Source organism: Peptoclostridium sp. (assembly GCF_009881055.1).
Lineage (GTDB): Bacteria > Bacillota > Clostridia > Peptostreptococcales > Peptostreptococcaceae > Peptoclostridium_A.
This window is the reverse complement of record NZ_WXFG01000004.1, coordinates 22,293-43,693: the sequence shown is the minus strand read 5'-3', so window position 1 is coordinate 43,693 and position 21,401 is coordinate 22,293. Positions and strand designations below refer to the sequence as shown.

21 protein-coding genes and 1 riboswitch are annotated in these 21,401 nt (G+C 45.3%); all 21 genes read right to left on the bottom strand.

Translation table 11 applies throughout. The features are described from left to right. Positions 1 to 3: 3 nt before the first annotated feature. The gene (locus GT589_RS00625; protein WP_330582824.1) at positions 4 to 732 is read right to left on the bottom strand and encodes a PHP domain-containing protein; all 729 of its coding nucleotides are present in this window, start codon (positions 730 to 732) and stop codon (positions 4 to 6) included. Position 733: 1 nt separating this feature from the next. Continuing rightward, a complete protein-coding gene (gene murB / locus GT589_RS00620) occupies positions 734 to 1,648 on the bottom strand; it encodes a UDP-N-acetylmuramate dehydrogenase (RefSeq protein ID WP_293394397.1) in 915 nt (304 codons plus the stop codon). A gap of 127 nt (positions 1,649 to 1,775) precedes the next feature. After that, on the bottom strand, positions 1,776 to 2,312 hold the full coding sequence (locus GT589_RS00615) for a beta-class carbonic anhydrase (protein WP_293394394.1): 537 nt from the start codon (positions 2,310 to 2,312) through the stop codon (positions 1,776 to 1,778). Between the two features lie 26 nt (positions 2,313 to 2,338). Beyond that, on the bottom strand, positions 2,339 to 2,662 hold the full coding sequence (locus GT589_RS00610) for a hypothetical protein (protein ID WP_293394391.1): 324 nt from the start codon (positions 2,660 to 2,662) through the stop codon (positions 2,339 to 2,341). Between the two features lie 128 nt (positions 2,663 to 2,790). Continuing rightward, positions 2,791 to 3,264 (bottom strand): cyclic pyranopterin monophosphate synthase MoaC, encoded by a 474-nt coding sequence (gene moaC / locus GT589_RS00605; RefSeq protein WP_293394388.1) that lies wholly within the window; start codon positions 3,262 to 3,264, stop codon positions 2,791 to 2,793. A 1-nt stretch (position 3,265) separates the two neighbouring features. Beyond that, complete coding sequence (moaA, locus tag GT589_RS00600; protein WP_330582823.1) at positions 3,266 to 4,258, bottom strand: GTP 3',8-cyclase MoaA; 993 nt, start codon at positions 4,256 to 4,258, stop codon at positions 3,266 to 3,268. Positions 4,259 to 4,260: 2 nt separating this feature from the next. Continuing rightward, positions 4,261 to 6,156, bottom strand: a complete 1,896-nt coding sequence (locus GT589_RS00595) for a molybdopterin biosynthesis protein (protein WP_293394385.1) — start codon at positions 6,154 to 6,156, stop codon at positions 4,261 to 4,263. Between the two features lie 17 nt (positions 6,157 to 6,173). Next, on the bottom strand, positions 6,174 to 7,400 hold the full coding sequence (locus tag GT589_RS00590) for a molybdopterin molybdotransferase MoeA (protein ID WP_293394382.1): 1,227 nt from the start codon (positions 7,398 to 7,400) through the stop codon (positions 6,174 to 6,176). Then, entirely contained in the window at positions 7,387 to 8,031 is a 645-nt protein-coding gene (locus GT589_RS00585) for an ATP-binding cassette domain-containing protein (RefSeq protein WP_293394379.1), read from the bottom strand. Before GT589_RS00585 ends, GT589_RS00590 begins: the two co-directional genes overlap by 14 nt. A gap of 1 nt (position 8,032) precedes the next feature. Continuing rightward, entirely contained in the window at positions 8,033 to 8,719 is a 687-nt protein-coding gene (locus tag GT589_RS00580) for an ABC transporter permease (RefSeq protein WP_293394375.1), read from the bottom strand. A gap of 162 nt (positions 8,720 to 8,881) precedes the next feature. Further along, a complete protein-coding gene (locus tag GT589_RS00575) occupies positions 8,882 to 9,745 on the bottom strand; it encodes a substrate-binding domain-containing protein (RefSeq protein WP_293394372.1) in 864 nt (287 codons plus the stop codon). A gap of 192 nt (positions 9,746 to 9,937) precedes the next feature. Then, positions 9,938 to 10,056, bottom strand: a riboswitch (molybdenum cofactor riboswitch). Beyond that, entirely contained in the window at positions 10,025 to 10,804 is a 780-nt protein-coding gene (fdhD, locus tag GT589_RS00570; protein ID WP_293394369.1) for a formate dehydrogenase accessory sulfurtransferase FdhD, read from the bottom strand. (Overlaps the previous riboswitch by 32 nt.) Continuing rightward, the gene (gene mobA, locus GT589_RS00565; RefSeq protein WP_293394366.1) at positions 10,782 to 11,447 is read right to left on the bottom strand and encodes a molybdenum cofactor guanylyltransferase; all 666 of its coding nucleotides are present in this window, start codon (positions 11,445 to 11,447) and stop codon (positions 10,782 to 10,784) included. The genes fdhD and mobA overlap by 23 nt, the downstream gene beginning before the upstream one ends. Then, positions 11,432 to 11,920 (bottom strand): MogA/MoaB family molybdenum cofactor biosynthesis protein, encoded by a 489-nt coding sequence (locus GT589_RS00560; RefSeq protein ID WP_330582822.1) that lies wholly within the window; start codon positions 11,918 to 11,920, stop codon positions 11,432 to 11,434. Before GT589_RS00560 ends, mobA begins: the two co-directional genes overlap by 16 nt. 3 nt (positions 11,921 to 11,923) lie before the next feature. After that, the gene (locus GT589_RS00555; RefSeq protein WP_293394363.1) at positions 11,924 to 12,433 is read right to left on the bottom strand and encodes a ferritin family protein; all 510 of its coding nucleotides are present in this window, start codon (positions 12,431 to 12,433) and stop codon (positions 11,924 to 11,926) included. Positions 12,434 to 12,453: 20 nt separating this feature from the next. Continuing rightward, complete coding sequence (fdhF, locus tag GT589_RS00550; RefSeq protein ID WP_293394360.1) at positions 12,454 to 15,138, bottom strand: formate dehydrogenase subunit alpha; 2,685 nt, start codon at positions 15,136 to 15,138, stop codon at positions 12,454 to 12,456. Between the two features lie 26 nt (positions 15,139 to 15,164). After that, complete coding sequence (locus tag GT589_RS00545; RefSeq protein ID WP_293394357.1) at positions 15,165 to 16,100, bottom strand: 2Fe-2S iron-sulfur cluster-binding protein; 936 nt, start codon at positions 16,098 to 16,100, stop codon at positions 15,165 to 15,167. Positions 16,101 to 16,476: 376 nt separating this feature from the next. After that, on the bottom strand, positions 16,477 to 16,983 hold the full coding sequence (locus tag GT589_RS00540) for an ECF transporter S component (protein WP_293394354.1): 507 nt from the start codon (positions 16,981 to 16,983) through the stop codon (positions 16,477 to 16,479). A 170-nt stretch (positions 16,984 to 17,153) separates the two neighbouring features. After that, entirely contained in the window at positions 17,154 to 18,890 is a 1,737-nt protein-coding gene (locus GT589_RS00535) for an NADH-dependent [FeFe] hydrogenase, group A6 (RefSeq protein WP_293394351.1), read from the bottom strand. Positions 18,891 to 18,926: 36 nt separating this feature from the next. Continuing rightward, a complete protein-coding gene (gene nuoF / locus GT589_RS00530; protein ID WP_293394348.1) occupies positions 18,927 to 20,720 on the bottom strand; it encodes an NADH-quinone oxidoreductase subunit NuoF in 1,794 nt (597 codons plus the stop codon). A 51-nt stretch (positions 20,721 to 20,771) separates the two neighbouring features. Continuing rightward, a complete protein-coding gene (locus GT589_RS00525; RefSeq protein WP_293394345.1) occupies positions 20,772 to 21,245 on the bottom strand; it encodes an NADH-quinone oxidoreductase subunit NuoE family protein in 474 nt (157 codons plus the stop codon). Between the last annotated feature and the right edge of the window lie 156 nt (positions 21,246 to 21,401).

The following is a 21,401-nucleotide window of genomic DNA, read 5'->3' as shown; positions in this document are numbered from 1 at the left end:
CTCTCATCTCCTTGAATTTATAATTTGCTGCTGGCTTATACCGGCCTTTTCGACTCTTTGCAGCGCATCAGTAAAATCCCCTACATCAGAAGGCCTGTGGGCATCAGAGCCTATGGCGAATTTTACACCGGTATCCTTTATTTGGAGAAGTTCTTCAAGGCTAAGGTGCCCATGGCTTGAATTTATCTCAAGTGCAGTGTCTGTTTCAATTGCCGCCTTCGCCACTCTATCCAAGTCTATGCTTGCCTTTGCTCCAGGATGGGATATTATGAATATTTCGTTTCTTTTCATGGCATTTACAAGCGCCCTGGTATTGTATTCTTTTGATAGGTGATTTAAGGGCTTGATATAGTTAAGAGCGTGGTTCATGCTGCCTCTTACCATGTGCGTTGGCCTGGAACCAAAGTGGTAGCCGGCCATCACGTAATCTACAATATCACGGATATGCTCATCTACATCTATTCTGCCTTCGATATCAAGTATGTTGGCCTCCACTCCAAGGAGAATCTCTATTTCCCTATATTCGGTCTTAAGCCTTTCTATTTCATTTCTCATCAAGTCAAAATTTTCGTATCTTACACCGAAGCCCAGATGCATGTAGCCGTGATCGGCTATTCCTATTTTTTCAAGCCCTGCTTCGATGGCCGCCTCGACATTTTCTCTTATGCTTCCCATGCCGTGGCTGTATACTGTATGTGTATGGTAATCCGCAAACACCCTTATTTCATGCACTCTATTCCTCTCCTATTATCCTAACCTCTTCTTCAAGCCATACCCCGTGTTTTTCGAATACTCTTTCCTTTACGGCTTCTATTAGTTTTATTACATCGTCTGCAGTAGCAGTTCCATCGCTTATCACAAATCCTGCATGCTTTTCCGAAACCCTGGCTCCCCCCACGGAAAAACCCTTGAGGCCGGCTTCATCAATCAGCTGCGCCGCAAAATGCCCGTGCGGTCTTTTGAAGGTGCTCCCAGCACTTGGGAAGCTTAGAGGCTGCTTGTCGACTCTCCTGCCCGTGTAGTCTTGCATGAGCGTCCGTATGTCCTCGCTGTTGGCTTTCTTGAGCTCCAGCTCGGCCTTCAATACTATAAGCCCCTTCTTGCCGGCAATGCTGCTCCTGTATCCAAACTCCATCTGCTCGTTGTCGAGCACAATGCTGTTGCCTTCAAAGTCAAGCAGATGGACTCTTTTGACAACATCCTTCATTTCTCCGCCGTATGCTCCTGCGTTCATGGCTAGAGCTCCACCAAGGGTTCCGGGAATCCCTGATGCAAACTCAAGTCCTGACAGGCCGTTTTCCAGCATCATATTCGAAAGCTTGGAAAGCAATATTCCCGCGTGAGCCTGTACACTGCATCCACTTATGCTTACGGATTCAAAGCCGCCATTAATTTTGACTACTACCCCTCTTATGCCCTTGTCGCTCACAAGCAGATTTGAACCATTCCCTATTATATAGGTCTTGGCACCCGCTTTGCTTGTCAGCTCCAATACCTTTTTTAGAATCTCCTCAGAGTCAATGCTGACTAGTATGTCCGCAGGGCCTCCTATCTTGAAACTCGTATGGCTTTTCATCGGCTCATCTATATATACGCAGTCTCTTCCCGCTATTATGCACATATCGTCGTAAAGCATATTTTTGTCCATGAATTCCTCCAAATTGCTATAAACTCTAACTCTTTCCACATTACAATTTTACATCATAACCGTTCCTTTTGATAGGCTTATTATGGAAAATAAAAAGATAGCCCTGCTGCGGCTACCTTTACTGAGTCTATTCAGATATGACTTTGAGTTCACCCGTATCCGGACACATCAGAAGACCGTACACCCTCACATCCTTTGGCATATATGGAGAGTTCTTTATCTTCTCAACAGCATCCCTGACGTTATCCTCTTCGTCGTCAATTATTCCGGCCCACTTTTTTATGTCTGTATTTTTAACTATTTCAGGATCTATGCCTCTTTGTATCATCATCTTGGCAATTTCTTCGGCCGTTAGCTTTTTCATGCCGCAGTCAAGGTGGCCTACTACATACACCTCTTCTATTCCCATCATCAGGGCTGCTATGGCAATAGATCTTATAACGTCGCCGCAGTCCTCTCTTATGACGTTGCCCGGGTTCTTTATGACCTTGACATCGCCTCTTTTGAATCCCATGGCCTTTTCAAGAAAATTTACAAGCCTCGTGTCTATGCATGTAAATATAAGCGCCTTTCTTTGCGCATTCGAATCGACAATACTTTGAGTCTCTCCGTTTTTTACAGCCTCGACAAATTCCCTGTTTGCCTCAATCACCTTTTCTAGCATCAATACCTCCTAAAACTTCAACCAACTCAACATTCATTGACAATACTTATGATATCACCCTGTTTTATCTCTCCAGATTTTAAAATCCTTGCAAACGCGCACGCCCTTAGCATGACGCAATCATGGGTGAATTTTCTTAGAGGACACCCTTCATGACAGTCCTTGCCTGCCTTTGTTATCTCTATTTCTGCAGAGCCAATCGCAAGCCTTGAGCCTTTTTCAAGCAGACTAAAATCAAGTCCCCTTGTTGTTATGTTTGCCTCGAATTTTTTTGTGCAAAATCCGTCAACTCCGTACTTTACATGTACTTCATCCTTTTCCTTCTGGCACTCGTCCAGGAAAAGGCTCACTTGAAAATCTCCTTGGTGAGAGTGATAATCATTCATTATACCATTTTTACAGCTTAGCTGCAACTGATTTACATATTCTGCCGGTTGTTTTTTATCTGGCCTGATGCACAGCTTTTTTACATAAGGGCTCATATGCCCTCCCTTTCATAATCTCCTGACTTGCCGCCTGTCTTTTTAATGAGCATTATATCGCTTATTACCATTTCCTTGTCAACAGCCTTGCACATGTCGTATATTGTAAGGGCTGCCACTGACACGGCTGTCAGCGCCTCCATCTCGATTCCGGTCTTGCCCCTGGTCTTTGCTAGCGCACAAATTTCTATTTCGTCCTCATGCAGCTTGAAGTCTATGTCGACTCCGCTTATGAATATATTGTGGCACATTGGTATTATATCCGATGTCCTCTTGGCGCCCATTATGCCGCCTACCTGCGCAACAGAAAGCACATCTCCTTTTTTCATCTGGCCGTCTCTTATCATGGCTATTGTTTCCTTCTTCATCTTTATACGCGCAGAGGCTGTTGCCTCTCTGTTTGTGTCATCCTTGCTCCCCACGTCGACCATCCTGGCTCTGCCGCTTTCATTCAAATGTGTAAATTCCATGCTATCCCCCTATCTTGAACATGTCACGTTTTATATACTCGCCGTCCTCGAGGTTGTGCTCCTTGGGCTTATTTTTGATTTCCTTGAGAATTATGCTTTTTATGTCATCGCCACGCCTCTGAGACTCTGCCAAGTCTATTTCTCGGTCCGAATGCAGGCAAAGCTTGAGCTTACCGTCGCTTGTGAGCCTTATCCTGTTGCAGTTTTCACAGAACTTGCAGGTTATCGGATTTATAAGACCTACCTTGCCTAAGGCACCCGGAAGCCTGTAGTATTCCGCAGGTGATGAAATATCCTCGCTTTCAATTCTCTCAAGCCCGGGGATCTTTCTAACTACAGAATTACTCGGTATGAACTTTTCAAGCGACCAGTCCGAAGCCTGCCCTATCGGCATTAGCTCTATGAACCTCACGTCAATTTTATTGTCGACTGTCAGCTCTACGAATTTCTCTATCTCGTCATCGTTGAAGCCGCCTATTAGTACGGTGTTGAGCTTTATCGGCCCAAGCCCCACTCTCTGCGCCTCTTTTATGCCCTCTAGAACGCTTTCAAGGCTTCCGCCCCTTGTTATTTTTTCGTACTTTTCGGGGTTCAGCGTGTCCAGGCTTATGTTGACGCGCTTTAGCCCTGCAGCCTTGAGCTCCTTTGCATACTGACTCAACAAAAGACCGTTTGTTGTCATTGCAATGTCCCTGAGCCCATCGTATTGTGAAAGTTTCTTTACCAGACTTACTATGCCTTTCCTGACAAGAGGCTCTCCGCCTGTTATTCTTATCTTATCTATTCCGAGCTCCACAAGGGCTCCTGCAATATCCTCCAGCTCCTCAAGTGTCATTATGTCATTATGCGCCAACTTTTGTATGCCTTCCTGCGGCATGCAGTACATGCATCTCAGGTTGCACAGGTCAGTCACTGATATCCTCAGGTAGTTTATCCTTCTGCCATAGTCATCAAGCAACAGGCTTTTTTCAATGTCATTTTTTTCGCATATCATAATCACTCAACCCTTATTACCTTTCCAGGCTCGACAAGCCTGTATCCACCCAGTTTGCTGAGCCTGCCCTCAAATTCTTCCGACTTCAGTAAATTTATAAACAGTCTAACCCTATCATCTTCAAGATAGTCGGTATTCACCAAAAAATCGTACTCCTCATATCCAAGAGGTATGAATTCAAGATCTAGAGCCTTTGCAGCTGAAAACACTCCAAGTCCCACGTCCGCAGAGCCTGTCTTCACTGCTATGGCGACAGCCATATGCGTGTTCATCTCCCTTTCATATCCTTTTACAGCATCTGAGTCAATCCCAAGCTTTTTAAGATTGTAGTCGAGAAGTATCCTTGTACCTGCACCTCTTTGCCTGTTTACAAAGACTACATCTTCCCTTGCAAGATCTCCAAAATCATTTATATTCTTGGGATTCCCATTTTGAAGCATAAGACCCTGAAGTCTTTGTACTCCTTTTATTAGAGCCATGCTCCCGGCGCCGAATAACTTTTTTACATACGGCCGGTTGTACTCCCCGCTCTCTTCGTCAAGCAGGTGTATTGGAGCTATATGGCATTCCCTTCTCATCATGGACATTATGCCGCCCATGCTTCCGACATGGCCCGATGTAAGCTTCATCATGTCAGAAATTTCATCCATTATGATATCATGGCTTCCTATCGAAACTAGTGTCTTTCTCAATTCTTGCAGCGGCTTTAACAGTGTAATGTTTGCAGTAGCTCCCGCATCCAAGCCCTCGCTGCTCCTTGGTATTTCAAGCAGCCCGTCGGCCTTTACAAGGCTCATCGTTACTCCCGCTCCGCGTGTCAGCGGCGTCGCTACAAATCTTCCGCTGACATGGCCTACGTTCACCCTCACCAGTTCCTTATGCTTTAAGGACGATGGTATTCTCATTGTAACAACCGCATCAATACTCTCCTCACCACATTCCTCAAGCCTCTGCATTGACAGGAGAATTGGCTTTACAAAGCTTTCGAAAGCCACATATGTGGATACCGGATATCCCGGCAACCCAATGACTGGCTTGTCATCTATAACGCCTAATATAGTAGGCTTGCCCGGTTTTATTGCAATCCCATGAATAACTACTTCCCCGAGCTCTTCAATTAATTTTGCAGTATAGTCCCTTGTACCGGCTGAAGAGCCTGCGTTTATTACCACAATATCGCATTCCGACACAGCCTGTTTTATTCTGGCCTTGAGCAGGTCATATTCGTCCGGACAGGCTTTATACCTCAATGCCTGTGCTCCAAGCTCTCTTGCCCTAGCCTCAAAAACCCTCGAGTTAGATTCTATAACCTTGCCCTCACATAGTTCACCTCGTGAGTCTACAAGTTCTGATCCCGTAGGGATTATTCCAAGCAGAGGCTTTTTATATACTTCTATCGATTCTAAACCGCCGGCAAGCAGAGCTCCTATGTCGACAGGTCTTACAATATGGCCTGATGGTATTATCATTTCACCCTTGACTATATCCTCTCCTATCGGTCTCACGTGCTGCCAAGGATGAGAAGGCGTAATAATCCTCACCTTGCCTTCTCCAAGCTCCATTACATCTTCTATCATTATAACACTGTCATAGGGCTCGTTTATCGGATTCCCTGTATTCACGTATAAAAAGTCCGTATTCTCATTAAGCTCTAATGGACTTGTCTCTGACGCTCCATGTGTTGACTTCGAATTGACAGCTATTCCGTCCATCGCAGAAGCGTTGTAGCAAGGTGATGATTCCAAAGCATAAACCGGCTCGCAGGTGACTCTGCCCATGCTGGCTGTGACAGCAATGTGCTCCTTGTCCAGCTTCAGTTTACAGCTTACTCTATCACCATAGATTCTTTTTGCATCTTCAAAATCCGTGTTTGATATATATTTTTTTCTGGCCTCCATAGCAATCACCTCTAGTTTTATATAAGTCGAACTTTCACCTGCTCGCCTTTTTCAATACCCTCACGGTAGTCTGGTATTTCAACATAGCCCTCAGCCCTTGAGAGCAGGCTTATCATGCCTGACTTTCCAAATACAGGCTCCGCAAAAATTTTCCCGTCCGCCTCATGCATCCTGACCATCTGATATGTAGTCCTTCCTGGAGAAGAGTGCACATTCATGTCCATTGTGGCCGTGATAAAATTCTCAGCTGCTTCCGATTCACACATTCTTCTGACAAGTTTTTCAACTATAGCCTTGAAAACTATCATTGCCGACACCGGATGTCCCGGAAGACCGAATACTGCCCTGCCTTTGGCTTTGCCCACTATTGTCGGCTTACCTGGCTTTATGGCTATGCCGTGTATGAATGTGCCTTCGCCCTCGTATGAGTTCATGGCCTTTTCCGTATAATCGCGCTCCCCAACGGAGCTCCCTCCGGATATCAGGATTATGTCCGATATTTCAAGCGCTCTGTCAAGCTCGGCCTTGAGCTCCTCAAGCGAATCGCGAACAAGCGCTCTTCCCGCTATAGTGCAGCCCGCCTCGGCAGCCAGAGCTTCCAGCGCGTAGCCGTTTATATCTCTTATCTGTCCGGAAAGCAGTTGCTCATGCACATCTACAATCTCATCTCCTGTGGATATTATATAAATTCTAGGCTTTCCAAACACCTTGACGCTCGATTTTCCAAGTGCGGCAAGCACTCCTATCTCCTGTGGCCTTAAAGTCTTTCCTCTTTTCAGCACATGCTGGCCTTCCTTTATGTCATCTCCCCTTCTTATTACGTTTTCAAGCGGGGCAGCTGGCCTGTGGAGTGTAAGCATGCTTTCGCCGGCCTTCTGGACATATTCTATCATGACGACACAGTCCGCTCCCTCGGGCAGCATTCCACCCGTAGGCACATATACCGCCTGGCCGCTTCTTACGCTCAGGTCAGCGCTCTCTCCCATGCGCACGCTGCCTGTACACTCCAGGAACGACGGCATGAAATCGCTGCTGCCGTGGCTGTCGCTGCTTTTTATTGCATAGCCGTCCACAGTCGAGCGGTCAAATCCTGGCACATCCTCCGGGGCTATTATGTCCCCGTACAGGATTCTTCCAATTGCCTGCGCCAGCGGGCACTCTTCAAAGCCCAGTTCATATCCTTTGAACTCTTCATGAATCCTTTCAACTGCCTCATGCACAGTAACCACATTAAAAAAATCCATCTGCTTCACCTACTCTTCCGCGCTCAATGAGCACGATATTGTCGCATAGCCTTCTTGCCTGGTCCATGCTGTGGGTTATTATAATTATTGTAGCCTTGCTGTTTCTATTGTAATCAACTATGCACCTTTCTATAGTCTCCATATATTCGGGGTCAATGCTCGCCGTGGGTTCATCCAGAAGAAGCGCCTTTGGCTTTATTGCAAGCGCCCTTGCCAGGACTACTCTTTGCGTCTCTCCGCCGGAAATCTTGTGAGCCTTCTTGCCGCTTAGCTCCTCTATTCCAAGGAACTTCATAAGCTCGCTTGCTGTTTGCTGTATCTCATTTTTGTTTATCCCCCTTAGCTTGAGAGGGTAGCTTATGTTTTCAAACACGCTTCTTTTCAAAAGACCTCCCTTTTGAAAAACCATAGTTATCTCCCTTTTGACTGTCGAGTACTCCTCCCCGGAGTATTCTACCTCTCCTTCAAAATCCATATCTATTCCCGCAATTATATTGAGCAGGGTTGTTTTGCCGGCCCCGTTTGGCCCTATTATCCCTGTGATCTTGCCCGATTCAAAAGTCAGGCTCTCTATGTCGAGTACGGTCCTGCCACCGAAACTTTTTTTCAGATTTGACACTGTGATTTGCATTCTATTCCTCCTGCAGTGAATATATTACCGCATTGATGGCGAATGATATGATAAGCAGCACAAGTCCTAGGGCTATTGCCATGGGATAGTCCCCCATGGAGTTGAGCATTGCTATTGACGTGGTTATTACCCTTGTATGGCCTTTTATGTTTCCTCCGACTATCATCACGGCCCCAACCTCTGATATGGCCCTTGAAAATGTGGTCACAACGTTTATGAAAAGCTCGGCCTTGAGCTCTCTTATTATAAGTACTATTCCTTGCAGCTTGCCGGCTCCAAGCGTCTTGCCTATTCGCTCTATGTCGCTCCCCCTGTTTTTTGCAAGGCTGTATGTAAGCCCCAGGCACAGCGGAAACACTAGCAGAGCCTGGGCTATTATCATAGCTGCCGGCGTGTAAAGCAGTTGCATAAAACCAAGCGGGCCTCTTCGCGAAAGCCCTATTGCAACAACCAGGCCCACTATGACAGACGGCACGCTCATCATAGAATACAGCACTTTTGAAAAAAGCCTCTTCAGCCTGAAATTGCTTATTCCGGCAAAAATGCCAAGCGGTATGCTAACGGTAGCTGCAATTGCAGTGGCTGTTGAAGACACAAATACAGAAAGAATTATTATCTTGTATACCTGAGGGTCAAACGAAATCAAAAGCTCTATTGCCGTCTTGAATCCTTCCGCTATGTAATCCATTCCATTCTCCCGTTTCCTATATTTAATCCGGACATTACTTCAAAGGCGAAAACACAAGCCCTCTGTCTTGTGTTTTCGCCTGATTTTAATTCCTGTCTTACCTTTTAATTATACACAATCATGCTTATTAAAACTATATCTGAGTGAATTGCTTCAGTTTGCTTATTTAGCAGCGTTAGGAGTGAACAGCGGAGCGCCGTATTTTTCCTTGCCGTATTCACCTATAAGCTTCTGAGCTTTTTCTGAAAGTATCCACTCTTCAAATGCTTTGGCGCCTTCAGCATTTATATTCTCGTTCTTGTCCGGATTTACAGGTATTACGCCGTACTGGTTGAAAAGGTTCTTGTCATTTTCTACTGCTATTCCAAGCCCCAAATCCGCCTTCACGCTAAGGTATGTGCCCCTGTCTGTAAGGGTGTATGCCTGCATCTCATCAGCCATCTTTAGCACGTCTCCCATCCCCCTGCCGGCAGACACGTAGTAGTCTCCCTCCGGAGTTATGCCGGCTTCAGTCCACAGCGCAAGCTCCTTCTTGTGGGTTCCCGAGTCGTCGCCCCTTGATATGAACTTGAATTTTTGCTCGCTTATCTTCTTGAGCGCTCCGACTATGTCATTTGGCAGCTCCTGCTTAAGCTTTAGTGGGTCGCTTTCAGGTCCGACTAGTATGAAGTCGTTGTACATAACATCTTTTCTTTCAAGCCCGTCTCCTGCAGCCACGAACTCTTCCTCAGCGGCCTTGGAGTGTACAAGCAGCACGTCAGCCTCTCCGTCCTTGCCCATCTGGAGCGCCTGTCCTGTGCCTACAGCAACAACCTTTGCTTCTATCCCTGTGTCCTTTGTAAACTCCGGCAGCAGATAGTCAAGCAGTCCGCTGTCGCTGGTGCTCGTTGTAGTTGCAAGTATTATGCTCTGCTTGGCTTCCTGTGCCTTGCCAGCTTCGCCTTCGCTTGCCGGCTTTGCGGCGCAGCCAGTAAGTGCAACCGCCAGCATCATAACTGCTGTGATTATTGATAGTAACCTTTTCATGAATTTGTTGCCTCCTTTTAATTTAGATTTATTATGTAAAATAAAAAAGCAGCCCCAAAAGGACTGCATCTTAAAGCCGCTATAAAGCAGGCCTATTCAACTGCTATAATCAGCAAAATCAAACAAGCCCGCTAAGCTCCATTTTTCAGCTTTGTATGCAAAGTATTGCCATACCAAATTAGCTGTGTAGAGCCAGTGGTTTAAGATTCTCCTTTCCAAATACGGGAGGCCTTCCGATTTCTCAAAAGACCCAATGGTCGTCATTTCATGGCCTTGGCTTTAGAAATGACGACTCGGAAAATCTGTATATATATTCATTTTTCTACCACGGGCAAAGCCGCAGAGTATTATTCCCTTCTCCCTTGCTATATCTATGGCCGCGTCTGTAGGCGCCGCCCTCGAAATAACCGCATAGAACCCGGCATTAATGGCCTTTAGCAGCATCTCTGAAGAGACTCTGCCGCTGAGTATTAGCAGCTTGTCTGATGTGTCTATCCCTCGGAGCATGCAGTTGCCGACAATCTTGTCGACAGCGTTGTGCCTGCCTATGTCCTCTTTGAAGTCAAGCAGCCGCTGACCGTCAGATATGGCGCAGCTGTGAGCGCCGCCAGTTGCAGAGAAAAGGCCTGACCTTGACGAAAAATCGCCTACTATATCGAGTATCCTGTCTATGTCTAGTTCTAGATTAGGCCTGTCTTTTGGAGCAATCGCTTCATAGAGCGAGTCCGAAACAATCCCCTTGCTCGTGCCCACTATGCTGACTTTCTTTCCTGCAAGCTTCTCTCTTGTAGCTTCCGGGCTGAGTGTCGTTACAAAAACAGCCTTGTTTTGCGTATCGACTCCTACATCCTTTACATCCTGCATTGAGGATATTACCCCGTCTGACTTTAAAAAACCTACCGCCAGGCTTTCAAGCGATTCAGGAGTGCAAAGCAGCCTGACAAATTTAACTCCGTCGACGAAAAGATCCATCCAAAATTCGGCTACAACCTCGTCTTTCTCCTCTGTTAATTTTCCATCACTATATTTTATTATATCATAAAATCTGGATTTTTCCATTTGGCTTTCCTTCTTGTGTGACTTGAGAATACCGTCGGAGCTCCTCCATGGTGTTCATGTTGAAAAACATGCTCCAGTCCGGGCTGAACCTTCTTGCCTCCAGCTCGCTGATGTAAACTGTATTCAATCTCTTCAGTAGCGAATACACCGCTCTCTTGTCGCTTTCCAGATGCTCCTCGATTCTCTTGTTGAGGTTTTTTCTGTAGAACGCGTTGAAGGGCTCAATCCATTCTCCCTTTAGCGTTATGCAGGCATCTGCACCTTCCACTGCCTCAAGCCTTCTCTCTATGACACCTTCCATATGCTTGATGTACTCTATGTTTATATATGGCATGTCGCATGCTATGACATACACAAATTCGCTCTCAGCGGCAAGGAGGCCGGCGTGTATGCCTCCTAGGGGACCCTTGCCCTTTATTATGTCTGAAGTGAGCTTGCATTTACAACAGCTGTACATTTCCGGCCTGTTTGTAACTATTATTATGTCGTCGAAAGCCTCAGAAAGTCTGGCGGCCATAATTTCAATCAGCCTTTTTTCATTTATCTCTATGAACTGCTTGTCAAAACCCATGCGGGAGCTTCTGCCTCCCGCAAGTATTATTGCACTTCCAAATAATTTTTGTCCTTTTATTTCCTTGCACACTCGACAGCAACCCCTTTTAGTATCTGCACGCCGTGTTCAATTGAGTCTAGTGCAAATTCAAGCGATTCCCTGACTGCCTTTGGGCTTCCTGGAAGATTGACGATTAGGGTTTCACCCCTTATTCCTGATACTGCCCTCGAGAGCATGGCCCGCCTTGTTATTGCAAGGCTGTTTTGCCTTATGGCCTCGCATATTCCGGGCGCATTCCTCGTTATGGCCCTTAGCGTGGCCTCAGGCGTTACATCGCGCTTTGAAAAGCCTGTCCCTCCTGTTGTCAATACAAGCTCGAGCCTTAGCTCGTCGGACATTCTTAATATCTGGGAATATATAATATCCTCTTCGTCCGGAACTATGACATACTCAGACACTATATGGCCGCTCCCGCTCAGTATGCGCTTTATTTCCGCACCGCTCTCGTCAGCTCTTTGTCCTGCATAGCCCTTGTCACTGACTGTTATTATCCCTGCGTTCACAATCTAACCTCCCCAAGGAGCGTTCATGTACTCTTCCATTCTCCTTTTATATTCCTTCCTGAACATCTCCTCGTGGGCATCCTCCCACTTGGCAAGGGAATTGAATACTTCTACAGCTTCGGCGTCCTGAGTGCTGCTGGCTGCATCTCTGTAAAACTCAGCTGCATCTCTTTCTATTAGATATGCCATTCTGAGTATTGCCATGTCCGGCACATCCGATTCCGACACAACCGCCTCAAGATGCTCGCTCCTTCCTCTGTTGTGGAATATGTCTATTTCTGACTCCATATGCTGCTTCATATCATCATCCATTGGCATTACAGTACTTGTTGCCTTGAACTTTTCTAGTTCGCGTTTAAGGAAATCATAGTGTTCAAGCTCAGTGTTGTAGAGCTTTTCAAATATGGCTTTAGTCACGGGATTTGTTATTTTCTGGGCGCTTTCCTTGTAGAAGTTAGCTCCTTGTATCTCAAGGTCCATCGCAAATTTGAATATGTGTTCCAGACTTTTCATCAGCTCACCCCCATTATCAGCTATTGTGTTATCTTCTCAATCCTCACCGCACAAACCTTGAGCTCGGGAATCTTCGCCTTAGGATCGAGCTTCGAGTTTGTTATCATGTTGGCTGCGCCCTTTGCAAAGTGGAAAGGCATGAATACCACATCTTCCTCCACAATCTCGGTGACTCTCACATTTGTCTCAACGCTGCCCCTTCTTGACACCACCCTTACTATCTCTCCGTCTTCTATTCCAAGCTTGTTTGCAGTAGAAGGATTGACCTCTATAAACGAGTCAGAGTAATTTTTGCTAATACCCTCAGTCTTTCCGGTCATTGTAGTAGTGTGATACTGGTAGAGTATCCTGCCTGTTGTAAGCACAAGAGGATATGTGCTGTCTGGCATCTCAGCGCTTTGCGAATACTCGCAAGGTACGAACAGCGCTCTGCCCCTTGCGCATCCCTTGGAGTGCAGATATTTTGTTCCCGGATGGTCTTTTGTAGGGCAAGGCCACTGAAGTCCATTTATGTCCTCTAGCCTTTTATAGTCTATACCCGCATATTGTGGAGTTACGCTTGCTATCTCATCGAATATTTCAGATGCGTTTTCGTACGACGCCTTGTATCCCAGCCTGTTCATTATATCAGAGAGTATCTCATAATCAGGCTTTGAATCACCCACTGGACTTACGGCCTTTCTCACTCTCTGCACCCTTCTTTCTGTGTTCGAGAATGTGCCGTCCTTTTCGGCAAATGACGCTGCTGGCAGTACTACGTCTGCAAGCTCAGCTGTCTCAGTCAGGAAAATGTCCTGCACAACGAGGAAATCAAGATGCTCTAGTGCGTGCTTTACGTGGGTTATGTCAGGGTCTGAGACCATAGGGTTTTCTCCCATTATATATATCATCTTTACATTTCCGCTGGAGGCTTCCGTAAGCATCTCAGGGACAGTGAGTCCCACCTTGCCGGAAAGCTTTGCATTCCAAGCAGCTTCAAATTTTTCTATGACCTCGGGTTTGAACACCTTCTGGTATCCCGGAAGGTCTCCCGGAAGGCCTCCCATGTCGCAGGCGCCCTGCACGTTGTTTTGGCCTCTCAGAGGGTTGACGCCCGCAGCTTCCTTGCCTATATTGCCGCAAAGCAGCGCCAGATTGGATATTGACATTACATTGTCCGTACCACTCGTATGCTGCGTTATTCCCATGGCATAGTATATACCAGCCTTTTCAGCCTCCGCGTAAATCCTTGCAGCCTTCCTGATGTCCTCCGCGTCTACGCCGCATATCCTGGCAGCTTCTTCTGGAGTGTAGCGTTTTACAAGCTCTGCTAGCTCCTCGTAGTTTTCTGTCATATCTTCGATATACGTCTTGTCCTGGAGTCCCTCGCTTATTATAACGTTCATCATCGCATTCAGAAGCGCTATGTTTGTACCCGGAGTTATCTGCAGGAATACGTCCGCATAGTCAGCCAGCTCAATTCTTCTTGGATCGGCAACTATAAGCTTGGCTCCATTCTTGACTGCCTGCTTCATTTTCGTGGCTATGACCGGGTGGTTTTCAGTTGTGTTGGAGCCTGTGACAAACAACACATCGTTGTATCTCGTCTCAGCTATGCTGTTTGTCATTGCGCCGCTCCCAAGTGTTGTTGCAAGACCTGCAACAGTGGAGGCGTGTCAGAGCCTTGCGCAGTGATCCACGTTATTTGTGCCCACAACAGCCCGTAGTAGCTTCTGGAACAGGTAGTTCTCCTCGTTAGTACATCTTGCCGAAGTCAGCCCTGCTATCGAATCGGCTCCATACTTGCTTTTTATGTCACTTATCTTATTTGCCACAAGTGAGAGCGCCTCTTCCCATGTTGACTCGACAAGAACGCCGTCCTTTCTTATCATCGGCTTCTTGAGTCTGTCTGGGTGGTTTATAAAACCGTAGGCGAACTTACCCTTGACGCAGAGCAGCCCTTCATTCCCTGCTCCCATTGCCGGCTGTACTCCGACAACCTCATTGCCTTTAACTATGAGCTCAAGCTGGCATCCCACTCCGCAGTATGAGCATGTAGTCATGACCTTCTTAGTGTCCCATACCCTGTAGCCAGTCTTGCTCTTTGGCAGCAATGCTCCCACGGGGCAGTACGAAACGCAGTTTCCGCATGATACGCATGGCGAATTTTCAAGACCCTCATCGAACGGAGCCGATACCTTGGCTACAGGACCTCTCTCTGATATGACTATAGCTCTAGTTCCCTGCAGCTCTTCGCAAACACGTACGCACTTGCCGCAGAGTATGCACTTGTCTGGATCGAACTTGTAGAACGGATTGCTGTCGTCTACAGGCAGCACACGCTCTTCTAGGCCTTTTATGCCCGTCACATCATACTCGTAGCAGTAGTCCTGCAGCTTGCAGTCTCCCGACTTTTCGCATGTGAGGCAGTCGAGGGGATGGTTTTGAACCATAAGCTCGAGTATTCCCTTTCTTTCCTTTATAACCCTCTCACTCTTTGTAAATACGGACATGCCTTCCCATACCTTCTCGGTACATGATGGCATTAGGTTTCTTTGTCCCTCAACTTCTATAAGGCATATTCTGCACGCCCCGGCTCCATGTCTTGAAAGCCTCTCATCGTAACAGAAGGTGGGTATTTGTGCTCCGGCCGCCTGGCATGCCTTCAGTATAGTATAGTCCTTGGGAACCTCGAGTTCCCTGCCGTCTATCTTGACTAACACCATTTTTAGTCCTCCCTTTGAAAACGCATCTATCTTTCTTCCAGCTTTTCAATCCTGTTTATCAGTCTGTGAAGCGCAAGCGCCTCAACCCAGCTTGCCTGGACGTACTCCTCGCCCTTTTTCATGTAGACAGGGGCTAGCTCGCTCATGTCTACATAATTAAGTTCATTTGTAAGCCTTCCCTTTAGACACAGAGGTCTTCCTCCGCCAGGAGCCATCGACCTTACGCCTACAATCCTACTGCCTTTTTTAAGCAGCTCAAAGTCGCAGCCATACTGGCACACGCTGCATTTTATGTGCTCCTTTTCGCACTCCCAGCTCCTGTGTCTACCCATAAGCCTGCCGTCCATAAGGGCTCCAACAGGACAAACGCTCACACATCTTTGACACGCCACGCAGCTTGAGCTGCCCATGGTCTTGTCATAGTCGGCCGCTATCTTCATTTCAGTGCCTCTGTTTGCAAAGCAAAGCACAGATCTTTCTGGAATCTGGGCGCATATTCTCACACATCTGCCACAGAGTATGCACTTGCTCTCATCCCTGTATACGTATGGATTGCTCTTGTCAATCTTGAGGCTTACCTGCGAGCTCTCATCACCGAACTTGACGTCGTATTCGTATGCATACTTTTGAAGCAGGCACTCGCCCGCCTTCTGGCATGTAAGACAGTCGTTAGGATGGTTGTCAAGCAGCAGCTGGAGTATCTGCCTTCTCTCCTTGATAACCCTTTCGGACCTGGTTTGAACATTCATCCCTTCCCATACTTTTGTTGAGCATGCGGTCTCCAATTTGCGAGAACCTTCAATCTCGACAACGCATATCCTGCAGGATGCCACTATTTCAAGCGATGGCTCATAGCAAAACGCAGGGATTTCTATTCCCAGTTCCTTTGCAGCCATTATTACAGTATAACTTTCAGGCACGTTGATGCTTTTCCCGTCTATTACAACATTTACTTTTTTCAATTTGACCCTCCTATGCAGATTTCATGCTATATACTGCTCCTTATATTGACTATGCAAACTCTTGCATCTAGTTATTGCAACTATTGCTACTATTATAAATTTTTATAGAAACTATTGCAAATATTATAAATTTGACAAACTTTGCCGCTTTTATTCATAATCAAAATCATATTTTTTCATGAAATATTTATACCCTGTTAATTTTTCTTGTACGCAAACAAAATAAGAGGGGACGCGCCATGTATGTCGCTCCCCCGGTTATCTGCCAATAATTTTCTCGTGCTGCCTAAAAAGCTTTCGCAATATGATATTTTTTTAATAATCTTGCAATTTTCTGATTTTTTATCATCCTAAATCTGCTTTACATTATGTATTCCTAATAATTTTTTTTAAAAAGTTTGTATACAAGCAGCGCGAGCATGCCGCCCACCAAGGCCGTGTACAGCTGAGGCAAAGAGAATGCAGCCACTATCTGCGGCGGTACCTTAGGCATGAAAAGCACAAGCAGCTTTCTAACCGCAAACGCCAGAAAAGCGTATTTCACTCCAGATGCTATTACCACCCCCGCAATCTCGCCGTATCTTGCCATGGGTTTTCTTACTGCTTCAAATATTAAAACGTATAGAGTGTTGCCAATCATTATAACAGGCACAAGCGGGAAAAGCGGCATAATCCCCAATAAGAATGCTATAAGCGGAGTAAAGCAGCCCACTATCACACCTGATGCTGGCCCTACAGTAAGCGCGCCAAGTATAAGCACCATGTTAACAAGCGGCCCTACGGCCGGTTGCGCAAAACTCTGAAAGCCCAGCTGAAACAGCAGTGCAAGCGCAAGCAGTATGCCCGTCCTGGCTATGTATGATGCCGACATCTTCTTTTTCATGTTTACCACCCCTCTTCTGTTAAATGCAATATGTAAATATGTGATTCGTTTATAATAGAATGCTAACATTTTTATCCATAGTTAGTAAAGAAATATCTCTCATTGAAAAAATAAAGGCAGGAGCTACTTTCACTCCTGCCTTTATTTAATGGCATTGATCAGATATTGTATTAGAATAGATCTCTCTTCTTGTAGTGAGTGTGTAGAAGCTCATGAGCCTTGTGGCTGTTTGGAGTTCCAAGGTATTCTGCATAAAGTCTCTTAACAGACTCGTTGTGGTGAGACTTTCTCTTGTCCTTGAGCTTGTCTTCTGTATATAGAGCCTTTGCTCTTTCAGACTTAACATCAATCTTTTCTTTAGTTCTTGAGTCAACGTGTGGTTGTCCGCCGCCTGTTACGCAGCCTCCTGAGCAACCCATTATTTCTATGAAGTGGTAGTCAGCTTTGCCTTCTTTAACTAGCTCCATAAGCTTTCCGGCGTTGCCAGTTCCGTGAGCAACTGCAACCTTAACTTCAAGATCTCCTATTTTAACGGCAGCTTCCTTAATGCCTTCAAGGCCTCTTACTGCAGTATACTCTATGTCTTCAAGCTCTTGTCCGCTTACTATGTCTGCAACTGTTCTTATAGCAGCTTCCATAACTCCGCCTGTAGCTCCGAATATTACCGCAGCTCCAGTGTAGTCTCCGAAGAACTCGTCTGGATTGCTGTCTGGAAGGTCATTGAACTCGATTCTTGCCTCTTTTATCATCTTGCCAAGCTCTCTAGTAGTAAGAACTACGTCAACGTCCCTTGTTCCGTGAACATTTTTCATTTCTTTCTTGGCTGCCTCAGTCTTCTTAGATATACATGGCATTACAGAAACGACTATCATGTCCTCAGGTGCTATGTTGTTCATTTCTGCATAGTATGACTTAAGCACTGCGCCCATCATCTGCTGAGGCGACTTGCATGAAGATACGTGGTCAAGCAGCTCTGGGTAGTTGTACTCTACGTATCTTATCCAGCCAGGTGAGCATGAAGTTATCATTGGAAGAGTCCCGCCGTTTTTGATTCTTCCAAGAAGCTCTGTTCCTTCTTCCATTATTGTAAGGTCCGCTGCAAAGTTAGTGTCGAATACCTTCTGGAATCCAAGCATCTTAAGCGCAGTGAACATTTTGCCTGTAACTCTTGTGCCTATTGGGTTGCCAAACATTTCTCCTAGGCCCGCCCTTACAGCCGGAGCAACCTGAACTACAACATGCTTAGTTTCGTCTTCTAGCGCTTCCCATACTTTTTCAATGTCTGTTTTTTCTCTAAGAGCTGCAACTGGACATACATTCACACACTGTCCGCAATAGATACATGGAGCATCTGCCATGCTTGTTGCAAACGCAGGAGCAACCTCAGTTTCAACACCTCTGTTTGTAAATGAAAGTATGCCTATTTCCTGAACATTGTTACATACAGCTATACATCTTCCGCAAAGTATGCACTTGTTTGGATCTCTTACTATCGAATGAGAAAGCATGTCTACAGGTTTAAGCTCTTTTGGTGCCTCGAAGTCAAGCTCTGCAAGACCCATGTCATCGCAAAGAGTTTGAAGCTCGCAGCTTCCGTTTCTAAAGCATGATAGACACTCTCTGTTGTGATTTGAAAGTATTAGCTGAAGGTTGTCTCTTCTTGCATCTCTTACCTTTTTTGTATTAGTCTTTACCACAAGTCCGTCTCTAACTGGGAATGTACAAGCAGTCTGAAGATTTCTTATTCCTTCCACTTCAACAAGACACATTCTGCAAGCTCCAGTTTTGTTTATGTCTTTAAGGAAGCAAAGAGTTGGAATGTTTATACCCATATCTCTGGCAGCATCTAGCACAGTAGAATTAGCTGGAACTGTCACCTGTCTGCCGTCTATAGTAATATTCACCATATTATTTACACCTCTTTCTGTATTTACTAGAATAAGTTATTTCTTGATTATAGCATTTACAGGACATGCATCCATACAAGCGCCGCACTTGATGCACTTATCTGTATCTATTATATGCTTTTCTTTAACCTTGCCGCTTATAGCTGTCACAGGACATACTCTTGAACACTTAGTACAGCCTATGCACTTATCTGTGATGAAGAACTCAAGAAGCGCAGTACATACTCCAGCCGGACATTTCTTGTCAACAACGTGCGCCACATACTCATCTCTGAAATATTTAAGAGTCGAAAGTACTGGGTTTGGAGCCGTTTGTCCAAGTCCGCAAAGAGCTGTTGACTTTATTGTGCCTGCAAGTCTTTCAAGCTTGTCAAGATCTTCTAGTGTTCCATGTCCATCTGAAATCTTTTCTAGCATTTCAAGCATTCTCTTTGTACCTTCTCTACAAGGAGTACACTTTCCGCATGACTCTTCAACTGTGAAGTCAAGGAAGAATTTGGCTATGTCAACCATGCAGTTGTCTTCGTCCATAACTACCATACCGCCTGAGCCCATCATCGAGCCAAGAGCTGTAAGAGAGTCAAAGTCTATTTGAGTATCAAGGTAGTCAGCAGTTATGCATCCGCCTGATGGTCCTCCAGTTTGAACGGCTTTGAAGGCCTTTCCATTTGGAATTCCGCCGCCTACTTCGTATATTATCTCTTTAAGAGTAGTTCCCATTGGAACCTCAACTAGTCCAACGTTGTTTATTTTTCCGCCAAGTGCGAAAACCTTAGTTCCTTTTGATTTTTCAGTTCCTATTGAAGCGAACCAGTCTGCTCCCTTAAGTATTATCTTTGGAACGTTTGCCAATGTCTCAACATTGTTTATTATTGTAGGTTTTTTCCATACACCTTCATTAGCTGGGAACGGTGGCTTTGGATTTGCCATTCCACGCTTTCCTTCTATAGAGTTGATAAGAGCAGTCTCTTCGCCGCATACGAAAGCTCCGGCTCCAAGCTTTAGCTCAATATCAAATTCAAAATCTGTTCCCATTATATTCTTGCCTAGGTATCCGCCTTCTCTAGCCTGCGCTATAGCTATTTCAAGTCTCTTTATGGCAACTGGATACTCTGCTCTTATATATATATATCCGTGGTTAGCTCCTATGGCGTAACCAGTTATCATCATGGCCTCGATAACCGCGTGAGGGTCTCCTTCAAGTACAGATCTGTCCATGAATGCTCCTGGGTCACCTTCGTCAGCGTTACATATAACGTATTTTTGATCTCCAGGCGCATTGTATGCGAACTGCCACTTAAGTCCTGTAGGGAAGCCGCCGCCGCCTCTTCCTCTAAGGCCTGATCTTTTAATCTCTTCTATAACATCTTCTCTTGACATTTCAGTTATAGCTTTTTTAATTGCCTTGTAACCTTCTGCCGTTTCTATATAGTCATTTATGTCTTCAGCCTGTATACGTCCGCAATGCTCAAGCGCTATCCTCTCCTGCTTGCTGTAGAAAGGAACCTCTTCGAAAGGTCTGATTTCGCCGTTTTCAAGCACAGCTTCCTTGTAAAGAAGGTCTTTTACTATTTTGCCTCCTATTAGGTGCTCGTTAACTATTCTGTCGGCATCTTCTTCTTGAACATGCGCGTAGAATGCTCCCTCTGGATACACTATTACTATAGGTCCTACAGAGCAAAGTCCGAAGCAGCCAGTTTTTACAAGCTTTGTCTGCTCAAGGATACCTTTTTCAGCCATAAGGTCCTCAAGTCTTTTAAGTATTTTAAGTGAAGCAGAAGACATACATCCAGTTCCTGCACATACCAAGATAGTGTTTTTATAAGCCATCACATAATACCTCCAATCATAAACTTGTCTTTTGCGAAAATTTATATACTATTAATATTTTGCAAGTATTCCAGGAACATCATCTGCAACTATCTTGCCATATACGTCCTCGTTTATTGTCATAACCGGCGCAAGTCCGCATGCTCCAACGCATCTTGTAGCAACTATTGTAAACTTTCCGTCAGTTGAAGTCTTTCCAACCTCAAGGTCAAGGTCCCTGCAAACTCTGTCAATAACTGACTGTGAACCTTTAACATAACATGCTGTTCCAAGGCAAACACCTATTACGTAGTCTCCCTTTGGCTCTAGTGAGAACTGAGAATAGAATGTTGCAACCCCATAGATTTCTGCCAAAGGTATGTTTAGACCTTCAGATATTTTCTTTTGAACTTCAAGAGCTACGCAGCCAAATATTTTCTGAGCTTCGTGAAGAACCGGCATAAGTGCGCCTGGCTTTCCCTTATAGTCAGCTATTACTTGGTCAAGCTTTTTGAAATTCTCTTCTGTGAAAACATTTTTAGCCATTAAAATCCCACTCCTTTTTTTAAAAAAATAGAAAAATAAACAAAAAAAATTTAAAATTAATGAATTTGCGATGTATTGAGTTTTGCACTTTGGAAATACATGTTTAAAAAGCATTTTAACAAGGTACATTTAGTTATGAAATGTTTGTGTAGCAAA